Below are 24,210 nucleotides of genomic sequence, written 5' to 3' on the forward strand. Positions count from 1 at the left end.
TCCTGCGTGCCATCTGCCCGCGGTTTGGGCCGCACGCCTCTCGATGGTCTGAAAAAGATGCGTGATAATAAAGCATGCCCCGCTTGACGGCTAGCGCCGTCGGAGACCCTTGTAATGCCCGAGCAAGATCTACGTTTACAACAGCTGGAAGTCTGGCTGGATGAGCAGTTGCCGATCCTTTTCAACGCTCAAGGCTGGGGTGTCGTACCCCCGGCCACATTGACCGCGGCCAGCAGCGACGCGAGTTTCAGGCGCTATTTCCGTTGGGAAGGCGGTGGCCGTACCTTCGTGGTCATGGACGCTCCCCCCCCCCAGGAAAACTGCAAACCATTCGTCGATATCGCGCATTTGCTGGCGAAGTCAGGGATAAATGTTCCAAAAATTTACGCAGAAGATTTGCCGCGCGGCTTTCTTTTGCTCAATGACCTGGGCAGAAAAACCTATCTGGACGTGATTGACGACAAAAATGCCGACCCATTGTTTGCCGATGCCATCGACACCTTGCTGGCTTTCCAGCAATTGCCGATGGACGCGCCGCTGCCCAGCTATGACCTCGCCTTGCTGCGCCGCGAGCTGGAATTGTTTCCGGAGTGGTACGTGCGCCGTCACCTGGGTATCGAACTGGATGCGCAGCAGCAAGCGCTATGGCAGCGCGTCAGTGATCACCTGATCGACAGTGCCCTGGCGCAGCCGAAAGTGCTGGTGCATCGCGACTATATGCCGCGCAACCTGATGATCAGCGAACCCAACCCTGGCGTGCTGGATTTCCAGGATGCGGTCTACGGGCCGGTTACCTATGACATAACCTGCCTGTTCAAGGACGCCTTCCTCAGCTGGCCCAAGGCCCGCGTGCAGGAATGGCTGCGTGGGTATTGGGAGCGTGCGCGGCAACTGAACATTCCGGTGCAGGCGGATTTCGACGATTTCCTGCGCGCCAGCGACCTGATGGGCGTGCAGCGCCACCTCAAGGTCATCGGTATCTTCGCGCGCATTTGCCATCGTGACGGCAAGCCACGCTATCTGGCCGACGTGCCGCGCTTCTTTGCTTATATAGAAGCTGTGCTGGCCGACCGTCCGGAGTTGAGCGCGTTGGGTGAATTGCTCGCCAGCCTGCGCCAACCCGCCGAGGCCAATGTATGAAGGCGATGATCCTGGCCGCCGGCAAGGGCGAGCGGATGCGCCCACTCACCTTGCACACGCCCAAGCCACTGGTGCAGGCCGGCGGCAAGCGTCTGATCGAGTATCACCTGGAAGCGCTGACCAAGGCCGGCTTCACCGATATCGTGATCAACCATGCCTGGCTCGGCCAGCAGATCGAAAACTACCTGGGGGATGGCGCGCAATTTGGCTTGCGCATCCGTTACTCCCCCGAGGGCGAGCCGCTGGAAACCGGCGGCGGGATCTTCCAGGCATTGCCCTTGCTGGGGGATGAACCTTTCCTGGTGGTCAATGGCGATATCTGGACCGACTACGACTTCACCCAACTCAAACGGCCGCTCAAGGGCCTGGCTCATCTGGTGATGGTCGATAACCCGGCCCATCACCCTTCGGGCGGTGATTTCTACCTTGATCAAGGTTTGCTTCATGATGCCGCGCCCGGTGCCGATAACCTGACCTTCAGTGGCATTTCCGTGCTCGACCCCAAGTTGTTCGAGGGGTGCAGCGCGGGTGCCTTCAAGCTGGCACCGCTGCTGCGGGCGGCGATGGCCAAGGGACTGGTGACGGGGGAGCACATGATAGGACGCTGGATTGATGTCGGTACGCTGGAGCGCCTGGCGCAGGTCGAAACCCTGCTGACAGCGGGGCAGTAACATGCTGTGGCCAGGGACGCTGATCGGCGCCGGGGCTGGCTTTGCCATTGCCAGTATTCCGGGGGCCATGCTGGGCGCACTGTTGGGGCAGGCACTCGACCGCCGCCTGCAACTGCACAGTTGGGCGCAGTTGCGCGAGCGCCTGGGCGGGCGCCCGGCGTTGCGCAATGACGAGCTGTTATTCGTGTTGCTGGGGCGTTTGGCCAAGAGCAACGGTCGGGTCGCCGATGGTCATATCCAACAAGCGCGCCAGGAAATGCGCTCGCTGGAGATGACCGACTCGGCCCAACGTCGCGCGATTGCGGCCTTCAATCGCGGCAAGTCCGGCTCCGACCGGGTGCGCAGTTATCTACGTGTGCTCAAGGCCCAACCCCATGCCGCGGAAGGCTTATTGCGCGCATGCTGGCGCATGGTCTGGGCGGACGGACGGGCGGATGACGCCGAACGTGACTTGATTGACCTGTGGGGCAAATGGCTGGGGTGGACGCCGCAGCAGCTGCAGGCGCTGGCAGCCGACTACAAGCCGGAGCGCAAGCCGCTGGTCAGTCGCGGTGTTACCTATCAGGACGCGTTGCGCTTGCTGGGTGTGACGGCCACCACCGAGCCATCTGTGATCAAGCGGGCTTATCGTCGACTGCTCAGCCGCCACCACCCGGACAAGATCGCCGGCACCGGCGCCAGCCCCGCACAAGTGCGTGAGGCAACCGAGCGTACTCGCGAGTTGCATAACGCCTATGCGTTGATTCGCGAGCGTCGGGATTTCCGTTAGTGTGCCCAACCCCCCTCTGTAGGAGCTGGCAAGCCAGCGCCTACAGTTTGATCGGGTTCACAGTCAGCGATCAGTCAGCCGTCGCCTGCGGGCTCAACCAGCCGCGGATCCTGCGATACAACTGCTCCTGCTCGGCAGCGCTGTTGCCGGGCAAGGCTGTCAAGGACACCTGTTTGTAACCTTCATTTTTCAAACGCTTGGCCGCCTGCGCGCGGGCCAGGGCGTTTTTGCGTGATTGGGCGTTGTCTTGATAGAAGACATCGGCGGTCGGCAACTTCAGGCCAGGGGCCAGTTGTTGTACATCCGGATGACGTCCGCTGGGCGTCTGTGCCGCCACCATCACAAACTTCTGCACTTGGGACGGTTGTTTCTCGCTCAAATAACGTGCGGCCCACCAGGCACCGGTGCCATGGCCGAGCAGTACCACGCTGCGCGCGCTTTGTGTTTGGGCGAACGCCACGGCGGCGTCGATGCGGTCGAAGATGCGCGAGGCGTCGGACTTGTCCTGCTCATCGGCACCGGGCACCACCGCCGGGTCGGTGCCTTCGGCTTCGGCGCTGGCGGCTTGCTCGATGGGTTTGTCGGCGGTGCTCGCTTCCTTGCTGCTGGTGTCGACAGTCGCCTTGGGCGCTTCCATTACACGCGGTGGCAGCGTATCCACGCTCACGTCCGGCAACGACAGGCTGAGGCTGCCCCAATTGGCGTCCGGGAATTTGTGCCGCAACGGGCTGATTGCTTGCGGCCAGTCAGCATTTTCGCCGGCACCCGGTACGATAATCACCACGCCTTCGGGCTCGGCGCTGTTGGCCGGTTTCCACAGGGCGAGGAAGGAATCGCTGCCGGCCTGCAATTGTTGCTGTTCCTGCTGCGGGATCTTGCGCTCCAGGGCGCTGGCTTCTGCCTGGCTGCGCTCGGGCAAGGGTTGGCGCTCGACCGGTTTTTCCGCGGCAGGTTCGGGCGCGTCTGCGGCTCGTACAGAAAAGGCGCTGGTAAAAAGCAGCGACAGGCACAATGCTGGCAGTGCTGAACGGTGAAAAAAGGGCATCGTAAATTCCCGGCCAGAAGTGATTCCAGCAGCCTAATGGGTTGGTCAGTATTTGTCAGTGATGTGAGACGTGGATCATGGGTTTTCGCTGTCTGCTGGTTATCGGCTGTTTGTGCCTTGCCTTGATGGCAAATGCCGCCCCTGCGCCCGTCGCGCCCCAGGCGCAACTCAATGCGCAACAACTCGAATGGCTGGCCCAGCACCCGGAACTGCGGGTGGGCCTGGTGTTACAGGCGCCGTTCGCGCAATACGACCGGCGTTTGCAGCGGCTGTCCGGGGCCAACGTCGAGCTGATGCAGTGGTTGGCCAAAGCGTTGAACATCGAATTGACCTGGCGCAACTTCCCAAACCAGGAGCAGTTGGAAGCGGCCCTGAGCGACGGCGAGGTGGATATCGCTCCCGGCCTGCAACAAACGCCGGCCGGTTTGCGCCTCTGGTTGTTCAGCGACCCCTATATGCGCGTGCCGCAACACATCGTTGGCATCCGTGATGGCGGCGGGGCGGTGGAGTTGGAGAAACTCGATGAGCAATCCCGCGTCGCCGTGCGCATGCCCAGCGCCGTGGCCGATTACCTGCGCAGCACCTATCCCGGCCTGAACCTGCAAGGCGTGCCCATGGAGCGACAGGCCCTGCAATTACTGGTAAGCCAGCAAGCGCGTTATGCGGTGGTGGATGAAGCGCAATTGAGCCGTTTGTCCGGCGAGGCGGAGTTCGCCGGGCTGGCGGTGGTGGGCGATATCGGCCTGCCGCAATTGCTGCGGGTGGCCACGCGCCGGGAATGGCCGGAACTGGCCAGCATCATGGAAAGCGCCCTGCGCGCCATTCCCGCCCGCGACCTGGACCAACTGCACAGCCGCTGGCTGCAACCCAAATACCCACGCCTGACGGAATCCCCGGGCCTGTGGCAAAACCTCAGCCTGTTGCTCGGCCTGTTGCTGCTCGCCAGCCTGGCCACCGTATTCTGGCTGCGCCGCCAACAACGGGTGCTGGAGCACAACCTTTTGGCTGCGCGCGAAGAAAGCGCCGCCCGCGCCGCCGGTGCCGAAGCCTTGCGGCTGACTCAGTTTTCCATCGACCAAAGCACCGTCGGCATCCTTTGGGTCAACTGGGACAGCCACGTGCGCTACGCCAACCGTGCGGCCGAAAGCATGCTCGGCTACGGCCCCGGCGCACTGATCGAGCGGCCACTGGTCGACCTTGATCCGAGCCTGGACATGGACCGCTGGCTCAACCTATGGAAACGCGCGCGGGCCAGCGAAGACGGGCCGCAGAACTTCGCCACCGATTGCCGGCGCGCAGACGGCAGCATCCTGCCGACCAATGTGTCCTTGAGCTTTCTGCGGTTTGCCGAGGCCGAATACCTGGTGGTTTACCTCAATGACGTCACCGAGTTGCGCCGCACCCTGGCGGCATTGCTGCAAAGTGAAGCACAGCTGCGCGAACTGTCCGCTCACCTGGAAACCGTTCGCGAAGAAGAGAAGGCACGCATCGCCCGTGAGGTGCACGACGAACTCGGGCAAATGCTCACGGTGCTCAAGCTCGAGACCTCAATGTGTGAGTTGGCCTACGCGCAACTTGACCCCGGTTTGCACGAGCGCTTGAACAGCATGAAGCGCTTGATCGCCCAGCTATTCCAGTTGGTGCGGGACGTAGCGACGGCGCTGCGTCCGCCGATTCTGGATGCGGGTATCGCGTCAGCCATCGAGTGGCAGGCGCGGCGCTTTGAAGCGCGTACGCAAATTCCCTGTTTGGTGCAGGTGCCGGATAACCTGCCGACACTCAGTGATGCCAAGGCCATTGGCTTGTTTCGGATCCTGCAGGAGGCGCTGACCAATGTGATGCGCCATGCCCAGGCGCATACTGTTGAACTGACCCTGGCCCTGGAGGGCACGGATTTGCGCTTGACCATCAGCGACGATGGCGTCGGTTTCGTCCAGGCCCAGGGCCGCCCGGTGTCGTTTGGCCTGGTGGGCATGCGCGAGCGCGTGCTGATCATGGGTGGGCAATTGAGCCTGGACAGCGAGTTGGGGGAGGGCACCACCCTGAGCGTCACGGTGCCGTTGGATGCATAACACCAAGAGGAAGCCCTTGTGATCCGCGTATTGGTAGCCGAAGACCACACCATCGTTCGTGAAGGCATCAAGCAATTGATCGGCCTGGCCAAAGACCTGTTGGTGGTTGGAGAAGCCAGCAATGGCGAGCAATTGCTGGAGGCGCTGCGCCACGTGCCCTGCGAGGTGGTGTTGCTGGACATCTCGATGCCCGGCGTCAATGGCCTGGAAGCGATTGCGCGCATCCGTGCGCTGAACAATCCGCCGGCAATCCTGGTGCTGTCGATGCACGACGAAGCGCAAATGGCCGCCCGCGCCTTGAAGGTGGGCGCGGCCGGTTACGCCACCAAGGACAGCGACCCGGCGCTGTTGCTCACGGCGATTCGCAAGGTGGCGGCGGGTGGGCGTTATATCGACCCGGACCTGGCCGACCGGATGGTCTTCGAAGTCGGCCTCACCGATGCCCGCCCGTTGCATTCACTCCTGTCGGAGCGTGAGTTCTCGGTGTTCGAGCGCCTGGCCCAGGGCGCGAACGTCAACGACATCGCCCAACAACTGGCGTTGAGCAGCAAGACCATCAGCACCCACAAGGCGCGGCTGATGCAAAAGCTCAATATCACCTCCCTGGCGGAACTGGTGAAGTACGCCATGGAACACAAGTTGCTGTAACAACATGCCTGTTTACGACCACCTGTAAGCCGCGCTGATCCCATTCCCGGTGCACGGCAGCGTGGCACTGTCCCATCCCCGCCATCCGTGTAGGGCGATCCCTACCCCCAACCTTCCATCCGGCTGATGTGATTCTCTCCTGGCCCCCGATTTTCGGGGTCTCGCGCCTGGACTACGCTTGTCTCACAGCAGTCCAAAACAAAAAGGTGTTGGTATGAGCGAGGTGGATTCAAATGATGTGCTGGTCAGCTTTCGTGGCGTGCAGAAGAGCTACGACGGCGAGAACCTGATCGTCAAAGACCTCAACCTGGAGATTCGCAAGGGCGAGTTCCTCACCCTGCTCGGGCCTTCCGGTTCGGGCAAGACCACCAGCCTGATGATGCTCGCCGGCTTTGAAACGCCGACCGCCGGCGAAATCCAGCTGGCCGGGCGCTCCATCAACAATGTGCCGCCGCATAAGCGCGACATCGGCATGGTGTTTCAGAACTACGCGCTGTTTCCGCACATGACGGTCGCCGAGAACCTGGCGTTCCCGCTGTCGGTGCGAGCTTTAAGCAAGACCGATATCAGCGAGCGGGTCAAACGCGTGCTGAGCATGGTCCAACTCGACGCGTTCGCCCAGCGCTATCCCGCGCAACTCTCCGGTGGCCAGCAACAGCGCGTGGCCTTGGCCCGAGCGCTGGTGTTCGAACCGCAATTGGTGCTGATGGACGAACCCCTCGGCGCCCTCGACAAGCAACTGCGCGAACACATGCAGATGGAGATCAAGCACCTGCACCAGCGCCTCGGCGTGACGGTGGTGTACGTGACCCACGACCAGGGCGAAGCCTTGACCATGTCTGATCGGGTGGCCGTGTTCCACCAGGGCGAGATCCAGCAGATCGCTGCACCGCGCACCTTGTATGAAGAACCGAAGAACACCTTTGTCGCCAACTTTATCGGCGAGAACAACCGCCTCAATGGCCGCCTGCACAGCCATAGCGGCGAGCGCTGCGTGGTGGAGCTGGCGCGTGGCGAGAAGGTCGAGGCGCTGGCGGTCAACGTCGGCCAGGTGGGTGGCCCGGTGACGCTGTCGGTACGCCCTGAACGCGTCAGCCTCAATGGCTCCAGCGAATCTTGCGTCAACCGCTTTTCCGGGCGGGTGGCGGAATTCATCTACCTGGGCGACCACGTACGTGTGCGCCTGGAAGTCTGCGGCAAGGCCGATTTTTTTGTGAAACAACCGATTGCCGAGCTGGATCCAGCCCTGGCGGTCGGCGACGTGGTACCGATTGGCTGGCAAGTCGAGCACGTTCGCGCACTCGACCCACTTTTAGAGGCGAATTGATCGCCCCCTGGCTTCACCAACCCTGCACGTGGAGAGAACAACAATGTTGAGTTCCTTGAAGTATTCCGTTTTGGCATTGAGCTTGATGGGTGCGACACAGGCCATGGCAGGCCCGGATCTGACGGTCGTGTCCTTTGGCGGCGCGAACAAGGCGGCCCAGGTCAAGGCCTTCTATGCACCGTGGGAAAGCGCGGGAAACGGCAAGATCGTCGCCGGCGAGTACAACGGTGAAATGGCCAAGGTCAAAGCCATGGTCGACACCAAGAGCGTGTCCTGGGACCTGGTGGAAGTGGAGTCGCCGGAACTGTCCCGCGGCTGCGATGAAGACATGTTCGAGCCCCTGGATCCGAAACTGTTCGGCAACACGGCTGACTACGTGAAGGGTGCGATCCAGCCGTGTGGCGTGGGCTTCTTCGTGTGGTCGACGGTGCTCGCCTACAACGCCGACAAGCTGGCATCCGCGCCAACCAGCTGGGCGGATTTCTGGGACACCAAGAAATTCCCTGGCAAGCGTGGCCTGCGCAAAGGCGCCAAGTACACCCTGGAATTCGCCTTGATGGCTGACGGCGTTGCACCGAAAGACGTGTACAAAGTGCTGGCCGGCAAAGACGGCCAGGACCGCGCGTTCAAGAAGCTCGACGAGCTCAAGCCGTCGATCCAGTGGTGGGAAGCCGGCGCACAACCGCCGCAGTACCTGGCCTCGGGTGACGTGGTGATGAGCTCGGCGTACAACGGCCGCATTGCCGCCGTGCAGAAAGAAAGCAACCTGAAAGTGGTGTGGAACGGCGGCATCTACGACTTCGACGCCTGGGCCATCCCTAAAGGCCTGGCCAAGGATCGTGCCGAAGCGGCGAAAAAATTCATCGCCTTCTCGGTGCAGCCACAGCAACAGAAGACCTACTCGGAAAACATCGCCTACGGCCCGGCCAATACCCAAGCCGTACCGTTGCTGGCCAAGGACGTGCTGAAGGACATGCCGACCACTCCGGAAAACATCGCCAACCAGGTGCAGATCGATGTGAGCTTCTGGGCGGATAACGGCGAGCAGCTGGAGCAGCGCTTCAATTCCTGGGCTGCCAAGTAACACTGCATAACCCTGTGGGAGGGGGCTTGCCCCCGATGACGGCGGTCCAGTCGATATATGTGTTGACTGAAAGTCTGCCATCGGGGGCAAGCCCCTTCCCACAAGGGATTTCTTGTGTGTGAAAGGTTGCATTCATTTTCAAGATTCGGAGTCAGCCATGGCCATCGCCGTTCCCTCGAACGAGGTCAGCAGCCCCACCCTCAAGCAGCGCCTGGCGCGTGCCGAGCGGCTCAACCGCTGGAAGGCCCAGGCCTTGATTGCGCCGCTGGTGCTGTTCTTGCTGCTGGTGTTCCTGGTGCCGATTGTGGCGCTGTTGTTCAAAAGCGTCGGCAACCCGGAAGTGGTAGGCGGTTTGCCGCGTACCGTGGTGGCGGTGACGGCCTGGGATGGCCGGGGCCTGCCGGGCGAGCCGGTGTACCAGGCCCTCAGTGAGGACTTGAGCGAAGCCCGCCAAAACCAGACGTTGGGCGATCTGTCCAAGCGCTTGAACATGGAACTGGCCGGCTACCGCAGCCTGCTGACCAAAACCGCGCGGGCGCTGCCGTTCAGTGAAGCGCCGGCCTCCTATAAAGAAGCGCTGGAAAGCCTCGATGAACGCTGGGGTGACCCGGCGTACTGGCAAGCGATCCGGCGCAATACCAGCAGCCTGACGCCGTTCTATCTGCTGGCGGCTGTCGATCACCGCATCGACGACCTCGGTGAAGTGGCACCGGCCACGCCGGACCAGGCGATTTACCTGGACATCTTCGCCCGTACTTTCTGGATGGGCCTGGTGATCACGGCGGTCTGCCTGCTGTTGGCTTATCCCCTGGCGTACCTGCTGGCCAATCTGCCTGCACGCCAAAGCAACTTGTTGATGATCCTGGTGTTGCTGCCATTCTGGACCTCGATCCTGGTGCGCGTGGCGGCCTGGATCGTACTGCTGCAGTCCGGCGGCCTGATCAACAGCGCACTGATGGGCATGGGGCTGATCGATAAGCCGTTGGAGCTGGTGTTCAACCGTACCGGCGTCTACATCTCCATGGTGCACATCTTGCTGCCGTTCATGATCCTGCCGATCTACAGCGTGATGAAGGGCATTTCGCCCACCTATATGCGTGCGGCCATTTCCCTGGGCTGCCATCCGTTCACCAGCTTCTGGCGTGTGTACTTCCCGCAGACCTACGCCGGTGTCGGCGCCGGTTGCCTGTTGGTGTTCATTCTGGCGATTGGTTACTACATCACCCCGGCATTGCTGGGCAGCCCGAACGACCAGATGGTCAGTTACTTCGTGGCGTTCTACACCAACACCAGCATCAACTGGGGCATGGCAACGGCGTTGGGTGGCTTGCTGCTGCTGGCCACCGTGGTGCTGTATTTGATCTATAACCGGCTGGTAGGCGCCAGCCGCCTGCGCCTGAGCTGAGGAGACCTTTCGATGCTGAGCCCTTATATGTCGCCCGTCGAGCGGGTGTGGTTCTACAGCTTGCGGATCCTCTGCGGCTTGATCCTGTTGTTTTTGATTCTGCCGGTGCTGGTGATCATCCCGCTGTCATTCAACAGTGGCAGTTTTCTGGTGTACCCGTTGCAGGGTTTCTCGCTGCACTGGTACCAGGATTTCTTCGCCTCCGCCGAATGGATGCGTGCTCTCAAGAACAGCGTCATTGTCGCCCCGGCGGCCACGGTGCTGGCCATGGTGTTCGGTACCTTGGCGGCGATTGGTCTGACTCGCGGCAACTTCCCTGGCAAGGCGCTGGTCATGGCGCTGGTGATTTCGCCGATGGTGGTGCCGGTGGTGATCATTGGCGTGGCCAGTTATCTGTTCTTCGCGCCACTGGGCCTGGGCAACAGTTTTTTCTCGCTGATCGTGGTGCATGCGGTGCTGGGCGTGCCGTTTGTGATCATCACCGTGTCGGCGACGTTGCAGGGTTTCAACCACAACCTGGTGCGGGCGGCGGCCAGCCTGGGTGCTTCGCCACTCACTGCGTTTCGCCGGGTGACCTTGCCGTTGATTGCACCAGGCGTGATTTCCGGGGCGCTGTTTGCCTTCTCCACGTCGTTTGATGAGGTGGTGGTAACGCTGTTTCTCGCCGGCCCCGAGCAAGCGACCCTGCCGCGTCAGATGTTCAGCGGCATCCGCGAAAACCTCAGCCCGACGATTGCCGCCGCCGCGACCTTGCTGATTGCCTTCTCGGTGTTGTTGTTGCTGACCCTGGAGTGGTTGCGCGGGCGTAGCGAGAAACTGCGCACCGCACAGGTTTAACTATCAGATGAAGATCACAATGTGGGAGCGGGCTTGCTCGCGAATGCGGTCTATCAGTAACACGTGCACTGGCTGACCCACCGCCTTCGCGAGCAAGCCCGCTCCCACATGGGGCCTGTGTTGAACCAGAAATTGCCATTCAGCCGCTGAATGCTAGGCAACCCAGATTCCCCAGCTATTCTTGTGCCAGCCCATCTCCGAATAAGAGGCCGCGCACATGAGTACTTCCTCATTCAAGATCGCCCATAAACTGCTGACCGGCGCGGGCGCCATCGAACAACTGGCCGCCGAGCTGACGCGCCTGGATGTGGATAACCCGCTGATCGTCACCGACGCCGCGCTGGTCAAGTCCGGTACCGTGGCGCTGGCCCTCGAACACCTGGGCGAACGCAGCTACGAAATTTTCGACCGCGTACTGCCTGACCCCGAAATCGCCATTGTCGAAGACTGCATGCGCGTCTACCGCGAGGGTGGGCATGACGGTTTGATCGGCCTGGGCGGCGGCAGCGCCATCGACATTGCCAAAAGCGTTGCCGCCTATGCCGGTTACCACGGCGCCCTGGCGGACTTGTTCGGCGTCGACCAGGTGCCGCGCAAGGGCCCGCCGCTGATCGCCATTCCCACCACGGCGGGTACTGGTTCGGAGGTGACCAATGTGGCAATCCTCTCCGATAAGGCCGCGCAGCTGAAAAAAGGCATCGTCAGCGACTACCTGCTGCCGGACGTCGCACTGATCAGCCCGCAAATGACCCTGACCTGCCCGCGCAGCGTCACCGCCGCCAGTGGCGTGGATGCGTTGGTGCATGCTATCGAATCCTACCTGTCGCTGAACGCCTCGCCGATCACCGACGCCCTGGCGATTGGCGCGATCAAGCTGATCGCCCATGCATTGCCCAAGGCCTACGCCAACCCAGCCAACCTGCAGGCCCGTGACGACATGGCCACCGCCAGCCTGATGGCCGGCATGGCGTTCGGGAATGCGGGAGTCGGCGCGGTGCACGCGTTGGCGTATCCACTGGGGGGGCGTTTCAATATCGCCCATGGCGTGAGCAATGCGCTGTTGCTGCCCTATGTGATGCACTGGAACAAATTGGCCTGCGTTGAGCGCATGCAGGACATTGCGCAGGCCATGGGGGTGAATGTCACCGGCCTGAGCGTCAACGATGCCGCCGACCAGGCGGTGGAAGCGATGACGCGACTGTGCGCTGCGGTGGAGATCCCGGCAGGGCTGCACAGTTTCGGGGTGCCCGAGGACGCGATCCCCGCGATGGCGGTGGAGGCGGCGGGCATTGAGCGGCTGATGCGCAACAACCCGCGCAAGCTCAGCGCGGCCGATATCGAGAAAATCTACCGGGCCGCTTACTAACCGTTGAGTTAGGTCACGGTGCGCGCGGCAAAGCATGAGGTATACAATGCGCGCCATCGTGATTTAGCTCAAAAAAGGTGCGTCATGCAGCCCTTCGTCATTGCTCCATCGATTCTCTCTGCCGACTTCGCCCGCCTGGGTGAGGAAGTGGACAAAGTGTTGGCCGCCGGTGCCGACTTCGTGCACTTCGATGTCATGGACAACCACTACGTACCCAATCTGACCATCGGCCCGATGGTCTGCGCCGCGCTGCGTAAGTACGGCATCACTGCGCCGATCGATGCACACCTGATGGTCAGCCCCGTGGATCGCATCATTGGCGACTTCGTGGAAGCTGGCGCAACCTACATCACCTTCCACCCGGAAGCCTCGCTGCACGTCGACCGCACGCTGCAGCTGATCCACGAAGGTGGCTGCAAGGCGGGCCTGGTGTTCAACCCGGCCACTCCGTTGAGCGTGCTTGAGTACGTGATGGACAAGGTCGACATGATCCTGTTGATGAGCGTCAACCCCGGTTTCGGCGGCCAGAAGTTCATCCCTGGCACGCTGAACAAGCTGCGCGAAGCCCGTGCGTTGATCGATGCGTCCGGCCGCGATATCCGCCTGGAAATCGACGGTGGGGTCAACGTCAACAACATCCGCGAAATCGCCGCCGCTGGCGCCGACACCTTTGTGGCCGGCTCGGCGATCTTCAACGCGCCGGACTACCAGGAAGTCATCGATAAGATGCGTGCCGAGCTGGCGCTGGCGCGTCCATGAGCGGCTTTGAGCAGCTGTTCCCCGGCAAATTGCCACGGCTGGTGATGTTCGATCTGGACGGCACCTTGATCGACTCGGTGCCCGACCTGGCGGCGGCGGTGGACGAAATGCTGCTCAAGCTAGGGCGTAAGCCGGCCGGGATCGAGTCGGTGCGCGAATGGGTCGGCAACGGCGTGCAGATGCTGGTGCGCCGGGCCTTGGCCAACAACATCGATGCTGAAGGTGTCGATGAAGTCGAAGCCGAGCACGCCCTGGAATTGTTCAACGCCGCCTATGAAGACGGCCACGAGTTGACCGTGGTTTACCCCGGCGTGCGCGACACCCTCAAGTGGCTGAGCAAGCAGGGCGTGGAAATGGCCCTGATCACCAACAAGCCGGAGCGCTTCGTCGCGCCGCTGTTGGACCAGATGAAAATCGGCCGGTATTTCCGCTGGATCATCGGTGGCGATACCCTGCCGCAGAAAAAACCCGACCCGGCGGCGCTGTTTTTCGTGATGAAAATGGCCAATATCCCGGCCTCGCAGTCGTTGTTTGTCGGCGATTCGCGCAGTGATGTGCAGGCGGCAAAGGCGGCGGGTGTGCAGTGCGTAGCTCTCAGTTACGGCTATAACCATGGTCGGCCGATCGCCGAAGAGTCGCCTTCACTGGTGATTGATGACCTGCGCCTGTTAATCCCCGGTTGCTTGGGAGCTGGCGCTGAGATAACGTTGCCCGATACCGATCCGTCCCCTTCTGGAAATTCCATCGTGGTGGTCACTCGCAAACTCTGGATGAAAGTCATCAAGGCCCTGGCCCGCTGGCGTTGGCGCGCCTGACTGTTCCTGGCCGCGCTCTGCGGCACGTTTGCATACCTGACTGTTAGACCCTCAAGCCACGAGGCATATCATGACCCGCGAAGAATTCCTGCGTTTGGCTGCTGCCGGCTATAACCGCATCCCCCTGGCCTGCGAAACCCTGGCCGACTTCGACACGCCGCTGTCGATCTACCTGAAACTGGCCGACGAGCCTAACTCCTACCTGCTTGAGTCCGTACAGGGCGGCGAGAAGTGGGGGCGTTACTCGATCATCGGCTTGCCGTGCCGCACGGTACTGCGGGTACACGACCATCACGTGAGCATTACCCAGGATGGCGTCGAGATCGAAAGCCACGATGTCGACGACCCGCTGGCGTTCGTCGAAGCGTTCAAGGCGCGCTACAACGTGCCGACCATTGCCGGCCTGCCGCGTTTCAACGGCGGTCTGGTGGGTTACTTCGGTTATGACTGCGTGCGTTATGTGGAAAAACGCTTGGGCAAATGCCCGAACCCGGACCCGCTGGGTGTGCCGGACATTCTGCTGATGGTTTCCGATGCGGTCGTCGTATTCGACAACCTGGCCGGCAAGATGCACGCGATCGTGCTCGCCGACCCGTCCCAGGCCGACGCCTTCGAACAAGGCCAGGCCAGCCTCGAAGCCCTGCTGGAAAAACTGCGTCAGCCGATCACCCCGCGTCGCGGCCTGGACCTCAGCCGTCCACCGGCCGCCGACCCGGTGTTCCGCTCCAGCTTTACCCAGGATGACTACGAGCGTGCCGTCGACACCATCAAGGAATATATCCTCGCCGGTGACTGCATGCAGGTGGTGCCATCGCAACGCATGTCCATCGACTTCAAGGCCGCGCCGATCGATCTGTATCGCGCATTGCGCTGCTTCAATCCGACGCCGTACATGTACTTCTTCAACTTTGGTGACTTCCACGTGGTGGGCAGTTCGCCGGAAGTGCTTGTGCGTGTCGAAGACAACTTGATCACCGTGCGCCCGATCGCCGGTACGCGCCCGCGTGGTGCGACCGAAGAGGCCGACCTGGCGCTGGAAGAAGACCTGCTGAGCGACGACAAGGAAATCGCCGAACACCTGATGCTGATTGACTTGGGTCGCAATGACACCGGGCGTGTCTCGGAAATCGGTTCGGTGAAACTCACCGAGAAGATGGTGATCGAGCGTTATTCGAATGTGATGCACATTGTGTCCAACGTCACCGGCGAGCTGAAAGCCGGCTTGACTGCGATGGACGCACTGCGCGCGATTCTGCCGGCGGGCACCTTGTCGGGTGCGCCGAAGATCCGCGCGATGGAAATCATCGACGAGCTGGAACCGGTGAAACGTGGTGTCTACGGCGGCGCCGTGGGTTATTTCGCCTGGAACGGCAACATGGACACGGCCATTGCGATTCGTACGGCCGTGATCAAGGACGGGGAGCTGCACGTGCAGGCCGGTGGCGGGATTGTCGCCGACTCGGTGCCGGCCCTCGAGTGGGAAGAAACCCTGAACAAGCGCCGCGCGATGTTCCGCGCCGTTGCGCTGGCTGAACAGACCCCTAATTCTTGAGGTTTCCCCCATGTTGCTGATGATTGATAACTACGACTCCTTTACCTACAACGTTGTGCAGTACCTGGGCGAGTTGGGTGCCGAGGTCAAGGTGGTGCGCAACGACGAACTGACCGTGGCCGAGATCGCAGCCCTGAACCCGGAGCGCATCGTGGTTTCGCCAGGCCCGTGCACGCCGACCGAGGCGGGTATTTCCCTGGAAGCGATCCAGTATTTCGCCGGCAAGCTGCCGATCCTGGGCGTGTGCCTGGGCCACCAATCCATTGGCCAGGCTTTTGGCGGCGACGTAGTGCGCGCGCGCCAGGTGATGCACGGCAAGACCAGCCCGGTGTTCCATAAAGATGTAGGCGTGTTTCATGGCCTCAACCTTCCGGTGACGGTGACCCGCTACCACTCGCTGGTGGTCAAGCGCGAAACCCTGCCGGAATGCCTGGAGCTGACCGCCTGGACCCAACTGGAAGACGGCTCGGTCGACGAGATCATGGGCCTGCGCCACAAGACACTGAATATCGAAGGGGTGCAATTTCACCCCGAGTCGATCCTGACCGAGCAGGGCTACGAGCTGTTCGCCAACTTTCTCAAGCAGAGCGGCGGCACGCGCTAAGGACTTTCCATGGATATCAAGACTGCCCTGAGCCGTATCGTCGGCCACCTGGACCTGAGCACCGCTGAAATGAGCGATGTGATGCGCGAAATCATGACCGGCCAATGCACGGACGCGCAGATCGGCGCGTTCATGATGGCCATGCGCATGAAGAGCGAAAGCATTGACGAGATCGTCGGCGCCGTATCGGTGATGCGCGAGCTGGCGGACAAGGTCGAGCTCAAGACCCTCGATGGCGTGGTGGATGTGGTCGGCACCGGCGGTGACGGTGCGAACATCTTCAACGTGTCGACGGCTTCTTCGTTTGTGGTCGCGGCTGCAGGTTGCACCGTGGCCAAGCACGGTAACCGTGCGGTGTCCGGCAAGAGCGGCAGCGCCGATTTGCTGGAAGCGGCCGGGATCTACCTGAACCTGACGCCGGTACAAGTGGCGCGCTGCATCGACAACGTCGGCATCGGCTTCATGTTTGCCCAATCCCACCATGGCGCGATGAAGCACGCCGCGGGTCCGCGCAAGGACCTCGGCCTGCGCACCCTGTTCAACATGCTCGGCCCGCTTACGAATCCGGCCGGTGTGAAACACCAGGTGGTGGGCGTATTCAGCCAGGCACTGTGCCGGCCATTAGCCGAAGTGCTGCAGCGTCTGGGCAGCAAGCATGTGCTGGTGGTGCATTCCAAGGACGGCCTGGACGAATTCAGCCTGGCGGCTCCGACCTTCGTGGCGGAACTGAAGAACGACCAGGTCACCGAATATTGGGTCGAGCCGGAAGATTTGGGCATGAAGAGCCAGAGCCTGCACGGCCTGGCGGTGGAAAGCCCGGCGGCGTCCCTGGAACTGATTCGCGATGCCTTGGGGCGTCGCAAGACCGAGAATGGTCAAAAAGCGGCAGAAATGATTGTTCTGAATGCCGGTGCGGCGCTGTATGCCGCCGATCACGCCTACAGTCTTAAAGAGGGCGTAGCCCTTGCTCATGATGCGTTGCACACCGGGCTCGCGCGCGAGAAGCTTGAAGAACTGGGTGCCTTTACTGCGGTGTTCAAGATGGAGAATGAAGGATGAGTGTGCCGACCGTTCTGGAAAAGATCCTGGCTCGCAAGGCTGAAGAAGTGGCTGAGCGCCGTGCCCGCGTCAGTCTCGCTGAGCTGGAAGCCCAGGCGAAAACCGCCGATGCACCGCGTGGCTTTGCCAATGCGCTGATCAAGCAGGCCAAGGAAAAGCAGCCTGCCGTCATTGCGGAAATCAAGAAGGCCTCGCCTAGCAAGGGTGTGATCCGCGAGAACTTCGTGCCGTCGGAAATCGCCGTCAGTTATGAGAAGGGCGGGGCCACGTGCCTGTCCGTGCTGACCGATATCGACTATTTCCAGGGTTCCGACCTGTTCCTGCAGCAAGCCCGCGCCGCGTGCAAGTTGCCGGTGATCCGCAAGGATTTCATGGTCGATCCGTATCAGATCGTCGAAGCCCGTGCCCTGGGCGCCGACTGTGTGCTGTTGATCGTTTCCGCGCTGGATGACGTGAAGATGGCCGAGCTGGCAGCCGTGGCCAAAAGCGTCGGTCTGGACGTGCTGGTGGAAGTGCACGACGGCGATGAGCTGGAACGCGCACTGAAAACCCTCGACACACCGCTGGTGGGGGTCAACAACCGTAACCTGCACACCTTCGAGGTCAGCCTGGAAAACACCCTCGACCTGCTGCCGCGCATTCCGCGTGACCGTCTGGTGATCACCGAGAGCGGCATCGTCAACCGTGCCGATGTGGAGCTGATGGAGATCAGTGGGGTGTATTCGTTCCTGGTGGGCGAGACCTTCATGCGGGCCGAGAACCCAGGGGCTGAACTGCAGCGCCTGTTCTTCCCGGAGCGGGGCGTGGCGGTCAGCGGTTCGACACTAGACTGACGTAAAACCCGGTCAACATTTAAAATACAGTCTAAATGTAAGAGCGGGCTTGCTCGCGAATGCGGTGTATCAGTCATTGCGCTTTTTACTGACAGACCGCATTCGCGAGCAAGCCCGCTCCCACATCTGGGTTTGTGTCTATTCAGATAGGTAGGTGTTTGATGGCTAAGCCGGTGTCGATGACGGTTGAAGCTGGGCTGGCCGCCGAGCAAGCCTTGCTGGCAGCCGTCTGCGCGGGTGATCAGGCGTTTGGCCTGCTGTTCTGGCAACCCAACGATCAAGCCTTGGTGATGCCCCGCCGTTTGAGTCGGCTGCCGGCGTTCGAAACCGCCAGCCAAGTCTCGGCTGACGCCGGTTGGCCGGTATTGCTGCGTGAAACCGGCGGAGAACCGGTGCCGCAGTCGAATGCCACGGTCAACATCGCCCTGGTCTACGCCCCACCGCGCAGTGAAGGTGACCAGAATCGTATCGAAACCGGTTACCTGCGCTTATGCCAACCGATCTGCGATTTGCTGATCGAGTTGGGCGGTGATGCCTCGGTTGGTGAAATCGATGGGGCGTTTTGCGATGGCCGTTACAACGTCAACCTCAACGGTCGAAAAATGGTCGGCACTGCCCAGCGCTGGCGCCAAAGTGGTGGCCGCCCGGTAGGGTTGGTGCACGGTGCCTTGTTGCTGGAGAACGATCGCGAGGCGTTGATCGCGGCGGTCAATCGGTTCAATGAAGCGTGTGGTCTCGACCAGCGGGTTCGTGCAGACAGCCATATCGCCTTGCACGAAGCTTTCCCCGCGCCGGATGCGATCAGCCGGCTGGATACCTTGTACCGTCAAATGTTGGCCAGCTTCCTGCCGGTTTAACGGGTACCGAACACCACCATCGTCTTGCCTTTGACATGCACCAGGTTGCGCTCTTCCAGATCCTTGAGCACGCGACCGACCATCTCCCGTGAACAGCCGACAATGCGCCCGATTTCCTGGCGCGTGACCTTGATCTGCATGCCGTCGGGGTGCGTCATGGCGTCGGGCTGCTTGCACAGGTCCAGCAGGCAACGCGCGACTCGGCCGGTGACGTCAAAGAACGCGAGGTCGCCGACCTTGCGGGTGGTGTCCCGCAGGCGCTGGGCAATCTGGCCGCTCAGGGCGTAGAGAATGTCGGGATCGTGCTGGGACAGTTCGCGGAACTTGGCGTAGCTGATCTCGGCCACTTCGCATTCGACCTTGGTGCGCACCCAGGCGCTGCGTTCCTGTTCCTTGCCGGCTTGTTCGAACAGCCCCAACTCCCCAAAGAAATCCCCGGTGTTCAGGTAAGCAATGATCATTTCGCGACCGTCGTCATCCTCGATCAGGATGGTGACCGAGCCTTTGATGATGAAGAACAGCGTTTCGGAGCGTTCGCCGGCGCAGATGATGTTGTGCTTGGCCGGGTGACGACGGCGCTGGCAATGCATCAACAGTTTGTCGAGATTCTTGATTTTGGGTATGGGAGTAAGGGCAACCATGGTTGTATCCCGAAAAGACTGCGCTAAATAGTTTGAGTTGTTGTATTCATCGGGTATCGGCACTGATACGCACTGCATAAAGGGTGGCATTACGCCATCGATTTGGCGTCAGCTTAACAGACACATTCTGACTCGATTAGCCAATTTTCTGCGCAAACCCTGCTATTGATCGCTTTTGTTGGAAACACTGACGCAGGCGGGCCCTGTGCTAAGCTGGCGACCCTTTTTTAGCAGTGGAGTCTGGGCGATGAAGGCACGCATCCAATGGGCGGGCGAAGCCATGTTCCTCGGTGAGTCGGGCAGTGGCCATGTGGTGGTCATGGACGGTCCGCCGGAAGCGGGTGGCCGTAACCTGGGCGTACGCCCGATGGAAATGCTCCTGCTGGGCGTGGGCGGTTGCAGCAATTTCGACGTGGTCAGCATCCTCAAGAAATCCCGCCAGGCAGTGGAAAGCTGTGAAGCTTTTCTGGAGGCTGAGCGAGCCACTGAAGACCCCAAGGTATTCACCAAGATCCACATGCATTTCGTGGTGAAGGGGCGGGCGCTTAAAGAAGCCCAGGTCAAGCGTGCGATTGAGTTGTCGGCTGAGAAGTACTGCTCGGCGTCGATCATGCTCGGCGCGGCCGGTGTGGCCATCACCCACGATTACGAAATCATCGAGTTGGGTTGATCGACCGCAGCCCCCATGAGTGAGCTCGCCACCGCGAGCTCGCTCCTGCGGGGTGACGCTTCAGATACGGTAGGTGCTTTTGGTCATGACCTTGGCCAACAGGCTCATGCCAAACCTTACCGGCGCAGGGAAGCGGAAGCCGCCAGCATCCAGTGCGCTTTCCGCGTGATGCTCTTCATCAACACGCATCTGCTCCAGAATGGCCCGGGATTTTTCGTCTTCGGCCGGCAGTTGCTCCAAATGTTCATCCAGGTGTTTGCACACCTGATGTTCGGTCGCCGCGACAAACCCCAGGCTGACTTTATCGCTGATCAGGCCGGCAGCGGCGCCAATCCCGAACGACAAACCATAAAACAGCGGGTTCAGCACGCTTGGGTGACTGCCCAATTGGCGAATGCGTTGCTCGCACCAGGCCAGGTGATCGATTTCTTCTTCGGCGGCATGTTCCATGGCCGCGCGTACCTGGGGCAGCTTGGCGGTCAAGGCCTGGCCCTGGTACAGCGCCTGGGCACAAACTTCGCCGGTATGGTTGATGCGCATCAGGCCGGCGACGTGACGGGTCTCGGTCTCGCTCATCTGGGCGTCGGGCTGCACGATGGCGGGCGAGGGGCGATACGGCTGGCCGCTGAACGGCAGCAGCGTGCGCATGGCCATGTCGGCTTGCAGCAACAGACGGTCAATCGGCGAGTAGTGACGTTGGGTAGTCATGCTGACCTCCGGGAAGAATCTCGGCGGCCAGTTTACCGCAAGAGAGGGGGAAGCGTTTGCGCTGCGTCAAGGGCATGGGGTCGCAGCCTGGGCCGCGCCCTGTGCCTAAGGGCTGATCAGCCCGGTGGCCAGTTCATCTGGCGCTGACCCAGCACATGCATATGGATGTGATAAACGGTCTGCCCACCTTTCGGGTTGCAGTTCATGACCACCCGGAAACCCTCTTCACACCCCTGTTCCACGGCCAAACGCTGGGCGGTGAACAGAATATGACCGGCCAGGGCTTTATCTTCTTCGGTCAGGTCGTTGAGGGTGGGGATGTGTTTCTTGGGAATGACCAGGAAGTGCACTGGCGCCGCTGGATGGATGTCCTTGAACGCCAGGACTTGATCATCTTCGTAGATGATATCCGCAGGTATTTCTCTGTTGATGATCTTGGTGAACAGAGTATCCACAGCTGTTTCTCCATTATGAATGTGCAGGGTGAGTGTACTCAGCCAGTCAGCGCGGGCAATAGGCCTTGTTGATGGCGCCGGCGATCTTGCGGGTCAGCCAGCGTGGGCTGAAACGCGGGCTGAAGGCGAGCCAGCGGTTACGTCGGCCGGGAATGATGATGGCCTTGTTCTTTTCCAGGGCGCGCACGGTATAGAGCGCCACCTCTTCGGGGCTCATCAGTTGTTGGCTGCGGTCGAGTTTGGCGGTGTCCATTTGTGCCGTGCCGAAGAATGCGGTACGTGTCGGGCCGGGGCAGAGCACCGAGACCTTGATGCCGCAGGTTTTCAGTTCTTCGCGCAGGCCTTCGGAGAAGTGCAGCACATAGGCCTTGCTGGCGTAATAGGTGCTCATCCACGGGCCAGGCTGGAATGCCGCGACGGAGGCCACATTGAGAATCTGGCCGCCGCCGTGCAGCGCCATGGTGTTGCCAAGGGCGTGGCACATGCGGGTCAGGGCGAGGATGTTGACCTCCATGAGGTCTTGTTCGGTCATCCAGTCCTGGGCCAGGAATGGCCCGCTGGTGCCGATGCCGGCGCAGTTCACCAGCAGGTCGATCTGCCGTTCGCCTTCTTCAAGCTCCAGCAGGAACCCGGACAAGCGCAGCGGCTCGCCCAGATCGCAGGCCCGGAACAGCACCTCGACGCCAAAGCGTTGGGTCAATTCGATTGCAATGTTTTCCAACTGGTCACGCTGGCGGGCCACCAGAATCAAGCTGCGGCCGCGACGGGCCAGCGCTTCGGCCAAGGCCAGGCCGATGCCGCTGGAGGCGCCGGTGATCAGAGCGTAACGGGTCATGCCTTTCTCCATCGCAACGCCACCGCGCCTGTGACAAAGGCATCACAGGCCGGGGGCGTTTCTTCACTGTTCTGGAGAGTCTACAGGTTCGTCCGCTTCGTCAGCACTCTGCGCTTCGTCTTCTTCGACGGTCGCGGCTTGGTCGGCATCTTCATCGGAGGTGATGGAGCTGCTTTCGTAGCCGCTGTCCATGTTGGCTTCGAGCTGGTTCAGGTAACCGTTCATACCCAAGGTCACCACGATGGCAAGCATGACCGGGATAAACGCCAGCCACAGGGTGGCCAGGACTTTTACCGCCGTGGAGTTGCGTGGTGGTGGCGCACCGTACTGGTTGGCGCCTGCATTACCCGGCAATACCAGCAGCAGGATCGGGAAGACGCTGTTCACCAGCGGCACCAGGTTGAGAAAGTACAACCAGCCCGACCAACCCAGGTCGTGCAGGCGCTGCACACCGATTTGTACACTGACCCAGACCAGCGCGACAAACAACGCGAGGCCCAGCAATACGCCGAGGATAGTGCCCGCGGTTGGCGAAGCGGTCGCTACGGCAAAGCTAACGGTGCTGATGATGCCACCCGCCACCAACAGCGCCAGAGTCAACACCAGGGTCCAGGCGAGGTACCGCAAGCGCCCGATGCGCCCGTGGATGGTGAACACCTTGAGGGTGGCGTATTCCGGCAGGTCATCACCCACAGCGGAGCGCGGTGGTGCGTAAGGTGAGGCCGCAGTGCGCGAGAAGCTGCCGGAATCCGTTTCGTGCGTCTCGGCGAGGCTGAAGGCGACAGGCTGTTCAGCTTCGATGCGTGCATCGACCCCGGCGTTTTTCAGTGCGGTGAGGTAGGTTTCTGCATCCGGGCGCGACAGGTCACGCTTGAGCGCGACCGGGCGACCGGTGAAGAGCTTCTCGATGGCTTCGACGTCGCTCTTGAACAGCTCGGCCAGGTTCAGCTTGGCCGTGGTGCTTTCGACACCCGGGAGCAAGGCTCCATCAAACACAATCTTGAAACGGTTGTCGCTCATGCGGGCTTCCTTGTCACTTGATTCAGGGAGGTAGTGCAGGCCGGCTCAAGTGGCAGGCCTTGCGGTGGGGTCAGTGCGGCCAGCGCAACTGAGCTGCCTGTTCGCGGGCTTTGCGATATTCGGCATCCAGACGGGCAACCAGTTCATCGACGCTGGGCAAATCATCAATTTCACCGACACCTTGGCCGGCCGACCATACAGTTTTCCACGCCTTGGCCTCGTCGCTCAACGGCTTGAGCTTGGAACCGAAGTTCACTTCGCCTTTGCCTTGCAGGGCGGCCAGGTCGAAACCGGCGTTTTCCAGGCTCTGGCGCATAAAACTGGCGGGCACGCCGGAGACAGCGGGAGTGTGCACGATGTCGGCGGCGCGCGATGTGAGCAGCATCTCTTTATACGCATCCGGGGCATGGCTTTCGGTGGTGGCAATAAAGCGTGTGCCGAAATAGGCCAGGTCGGCCCCCAGCAACTGGGCGGCGAGAATCTCGTGCCCGTGGTTGAGGCAGCCGGCCAGCAGCAGGGTTTTGTCGAAGAACTGGCGGATTTCGGCAATCAGCGAGAACGGGCTCCAGGTGCCGGCGTGGCCGCCAGCGCCGGCCGCCACGGCGATCAAGCCATCCACGCCGGCTTCGGCAGCCTTCTCGGCATGACGTCGGGTGGTGACGTCATGGAACACCAGGCCGCCGTAGCTGTGTACGGCGTCTACCAATTCCTTCACAGCGCCCAGGCTGGTAATGACGATCGGCACTTTGTGTTCGACGCAAATCGCCAGGTCCGCCTCCAGCCGCGGGTTGCTGTTGTGCACGATCAGATTGACGGCGTAAGGCGCGGGGTTGTCCAACTGCGCCAGGCCCGCTTCGATTTCCTCCAGCCAAGCCTTGAACCCGCTGCTTTCGCGTTGGTTGAGCGCCGGGAAGCTTCCGACGACCCCATTGCGGCAGCACGCCAGGACCAGTTGCGGGTTGGAAATCAGGAACATCGGTGCCGCCACGACGGGCAGGCGCAGACGTTGTTCAAGCAGAGCGGGCAGTGACATTGGAG

25 protein-coding genes are annotated in these 24,210 nt (G+C 61.3%); 18 read left to right on the top strand and 7 right to left on the bottom strand.

The features are described from left to right. Window positions 1-114: 114 nt before the first annotated feature. Genes AC4PS7_RS22355 through AC4PS7_RS22365 form a run of 3 tightly spaced genes read left to right on the top strand, consistent with a single transcriptional unit; the run spans window position 115 to window position 2,580 of the window. Window positions 115-1,140: an aminoglycoside phosphotransferase family protein gene (locus tag AC4PS7_RS22355; RefSeq protein ID WP_010206966.1), complete on the top strand. Its 1,026-nt coding sequence runs from the start codon at window positions 115-117 to the stop codon at window positions 1,138-1,140. Beyond that, complete coding sequence (murU, locus tag AC4PS7_RS22360) at window positions 1,137-1,811, top strand: N-acetylmuramate alpha-1-phosphate uridylyltransferase MurU (protein WP_137205758.1); 675 nt, start codon at window positions 1,137-1,139, stop codon at window positions 1,809-1,811. Before AC4PS7_RS22355 ends, murU begins: the two co-directional genes overlap by 4 nt. A gap of 1 nt (window position 1,812) precedes the next feature. Then, window positions 1,813-2,580: a TerB family tellurite resistance protein gene (locus tag AC4PS7_RS22365; RefSeq protein ID WP_010206963.1), complete on the top strand. Its 768-nt coding sequence runs from the start codon at window positions 1,813-1,815 to the stop codon at window positions 2,578-2,580. 70 nt (window positions 2,581-2,650) lie between these two features. Here the strand turns inward: AC4PS7_RS22365 and AC4PS7_RS22370 are convergent, their stop codons facing one another. Beyond that, the gene (locus AC4PS7_RS22370) at window positions 2,651-3,625 is read right to left on the bottom strand and encodes an alpha/beta hydrolase family protein (protein ID WP_021491375.1); all 975 of its coding nucleotides are present in this window, start codon (window positions 3,623-3,625) and stop codon (window positions 2,651-2,653) included. Window positions 3,626-3,702: 77 nt separating this feature from the next. On the opposite strand from AC4PS7_RS22370, the gene AC4PS7_RS22375 reads away from it, so the two are divergent. The 14 genes from AC4PS7_RS22375 to AC4PS7_RS22440 all read left to right on the top strand — a co-directional run bounded on the left by AC4PS7_RS22375 (window position 3,703) and on the right by AC4PS7_RS22440 (window position 18,843). Further along, the gene (locus tag AC4PS7_RS22375) at window positions 3,703-5,697 is read left to right on the top strand and encodes a PAS domain-containing sensor histidine kinase (RefSeq protein WP_047542629.1); all 1,995 of its coding nucleotides are present in this window, start codon (window positions 3,703-3,705) and stop codon (window positions 5,695-5,697) included. Between the two features lie 18 nt (window positions 5,698-5,715). Then, complete coding sequence (locus tag AC4PS7_RS22380) at window positions 5,716-6,345, top strand: response regulator (protein WP_010206959.1); 630 nt, start codon at window positions 5,716-5,718, stop codon at window positions 6,343-6,345. Window positions 6,346-6,559: 214 nt separating this feature from the next. Further along, the gene (locus AC4PS7_RS22385) at window positions 6,560-7,672 is read left to right on the top strand and encodes an ABC transporter ATP-binding protein (RefSeq protein WP_010206958.1); all 1,113 of its coding nucleotides are present in this window, start codon (window positions 6,560-6,562) and stop codon (window positions 7,670-7,672) included. Window positions 7,673-7,715: 43 nt separating this feature from the next. Continuing rightward, a complete protein-coding gene (locus tag AC4PS7_RS22390; protein ID WP_010206957.1) occupies window positions 7,716-8,756 on the top strand; it encodes an ABC transporter substrate-binding protein in 1,041 nt (346 codons plus the stop codon). Window positions 8,757-8,913: 157 nt separating this feature from the next. Then, window positions 8,914-10,161, top strand: a complete 1,248-nt coding sequence (locus tag AC4PS7_RS22395; protein ID WP_010206956.1) for an ABC transporter permease — start codon at window positions 8,914-8,916, stop codon at window positions 10,159-10,161. 12 nt (window positions 10,162-10,173) lie between these two features. Next, the gene (locus tag AC4PS7_RS22400) at window positions 10,174-10,998 is read left to right on the top strand and encodes an ABC transporter permease (protein WP_010206955.1); all 825 of its coding nucleotides are present in this window, start codon (window positions 10,174-10,176) and stop codon (window positions 10,996-10,998) included. A gap of 217 nt (window positions 10,999-11,215) precedes the next feature. Further along, complete coding sequence (locus tag AC4PS7_RS22405) at window positions 11,216-12,364, top strand: iron-containing alcohol dehydrogenase (protein WP_021491377.1); 1,149 nt, start codon at window positions 11,216-11,218, stop codon at window positions 12,362-12,364. Window positions 12,365-12,448: 84 nt separating this feature from the next. Next, the gene (gene rpe, locus AC4PS7_RS22410; protein ID WP_010206952.1) at window positions 12,449-13,123 is read left to right on the top strand and encodes a ribulose-phosphate 3-epimerase; all 675 of its coding nucleotides are present in this window, start codon (window positions 12,449-12,451) and stop codon (window positions 13,121-13,123) included. Next, window positions 13,120-13,938 carry a phosphoglycolate phosphatase gene (locus AC4PS7_RS22415; protein ID WP_042571474.1) on the top strand — a complete coding sequence of 273 codons (819 nt, stop codon included), beginning with the start codon at window positions 13,120-13,122 and terminating at the stop codon, window positions 13,936-13,938. The genes rpe and AC4PS7_RS22415 overlap by 4 nt, the downstream gene beginning before the upstream one ends. Before the next feature lie 70 nt (window positions 13,939-14,008). Then, on the top strand, window positions 14,009-15,490 hold the full coding sequence (gene trpE, locus AC4PS7_RS22420) for an anthranilate synthase component I (protein ID WP_010206950.1): 1,482 nt from the start codon (window positions 14,009-14,011) through the stop codon (window positions 15,488-15,490). Window positions 15,491-15,500: 10 nt separating this feature from the next. Beyond that, the gene (locus AC4PS7_RS22425; protein WP_010206949.1) at window positions 15,501-16,094 is read left to right on the top strand and encodes an aminodeoxychorismate/anthranilate synthase component II; all 594 of its coding nucleotides are present in this window, start codon (window positions 15,501-15,503) and stop codon (window positions 16,092-16,094) included. A gap of 9 nt (window positions 16,095-16,103) precedes the next feature. Beyond that, window positions 16,104-17,153, top strand: coding sequence for an anthranilate phosphoribosyltransferase (trpD, locus tag AC4PS7_RS22430; RefSeq protein ID WP_029296763.1), 1,050 nt, complete (start codon window positions 16,104-16,106; stop codon window positions 17,151-17,153). After that, a complete protein-coding gene (gene trpC / locus AC4PS7_RS22435; RefSeq protein WP_010206947.1) occupies window positions 17,150-17,986 on the top strand; it encodes an indole-3-glycerol phosphate synthase TrpC in 837 nt (278 codons plus the stop codon). The genes trpD and trpC overlap by 4 nt, the downstream gene beginning before the upstream one ends. A 161-nt stretch (window positions 17,987-18,147) precedes the next feature. Further along, window positions 18,148-18,843, top strand: coding sequence for a lipoate--protein ligase family protein (locus AC4PS7_RS22440; protein WP_010206946.1), 696 nt, complete (start codon window positions 18,148-18,150; stop codon window positions 18,841-18,843). On the opposite strand, the gene crp is transcribed toward AC4PS7_RS22440, so the two are convergent. Beyond that, window positions 18,840-19,484 carry a cAMP-activated global transcriptional regulator CRP gene (gene crp, locus AC4PS7_RS22445; RefSeq protein WP_010206944.1) on the bottom strand — a complete coding sequence of 215 codons (645 nt, stop codon included), beginning with the start codon at window positions 19,482-19,484 and terminating at the stop codon, window positions 18,840-18,842. The genes AC4PS7_RS22440 and crp overlap by 4 nt on opposite strands. Window positions 19,485-19,731: 247 nt before the next feature. Between crp and AC4PS7_RS22450 the strand changes: the two genes are divergently transcribed. Then, window positions 19,732-20,154, top strand: a complete 423-nt coding sequence (locus AC4PS7_RS22450; protein WP_005792019.1) for an OsmC family protein — start codon at window positions 19,732-19,734, stop codon at window positions 20,152-20,154. Window positions 20,155-20,214: 60 nt separating this feature from the next. On the opposite strand, the gene coq7 is transcribed toward AC4PS7_RS22450, so the two are convergent. The 5 genes from coq7 to AC4PS7_RS22475 form a co-directional block, all read right to left on the bottom strand. Beyond that, on the bottom strand, window positions 20,215-20,862 hold the full coding sequence (coq7, locus tag AC4PS7_RS22455; protein ID WP_021491380.1) for a 2-polyprenyl-3-methyl-6-methoxy-1,4-benzoquinone monooxygenase: 648 nt from the start codon (window positions 20,860-20,862) through the stop codon (window positions 20,215-20,217). A 116-nt stretch (window positions 20,863-20,978) separates the two neighbouring features. Next, window positions 20,979-21,317: a histidine triad nucleotide-binding protein gene (locus AC4PS7_RS22460; protein ID WP_010206940.1), complete on the bottom strand. Its 339-nt coding sequence runs from the start codon at window positions 21,315-21,317 to the stop codon at window positions 20,979-20,981. A 46-nt stretch (window positions 21,318-21,363) separates the two neighbouring features. Then, window positions 21,364-22,152, bottom strand: a complete 789-nt coding sequence (locus AC4PS7_RS22465) for an SDR family NAD(P)-dependent oxidoreductase (protein WP_010206939.1) — start codon at window positions 22,150-22,152, stop codon at window positions 21,364-21,366. Between the two features lie 63 nt (window positions 22,153-22,215). Further along, a complete protein-coding gene (locus tag AC4PS7_RS22470; RefSeq protein ID WP_021491381.1) occupies window positions 22,216-23,172 on the bottom strand; it encodes a DUF805 domain-containing protein in 957 nt (318 codons plus the stop codon). A 70-nt stretch (window positions 23,173-23,242) separates the two neighbouring features. After that, window positions 23,243-24,205: an NAD(P)H-dependent flavin oxidoreductase gene (locus AC4PS7_RS22475; RefSeq protein WP_021491382.1), complete on the bottom strand. Its 963-nt coding sequence runs from the start codon at window positions 24,203-24,205 to the stop codon at window positions 23,243-23,245. Window positions 24,206-24,210 lie beyond the last annotated feature (5 nt).

This window comes from Pseudomonas sp. DW-iso3 (genome assembly GCF_058725305.1).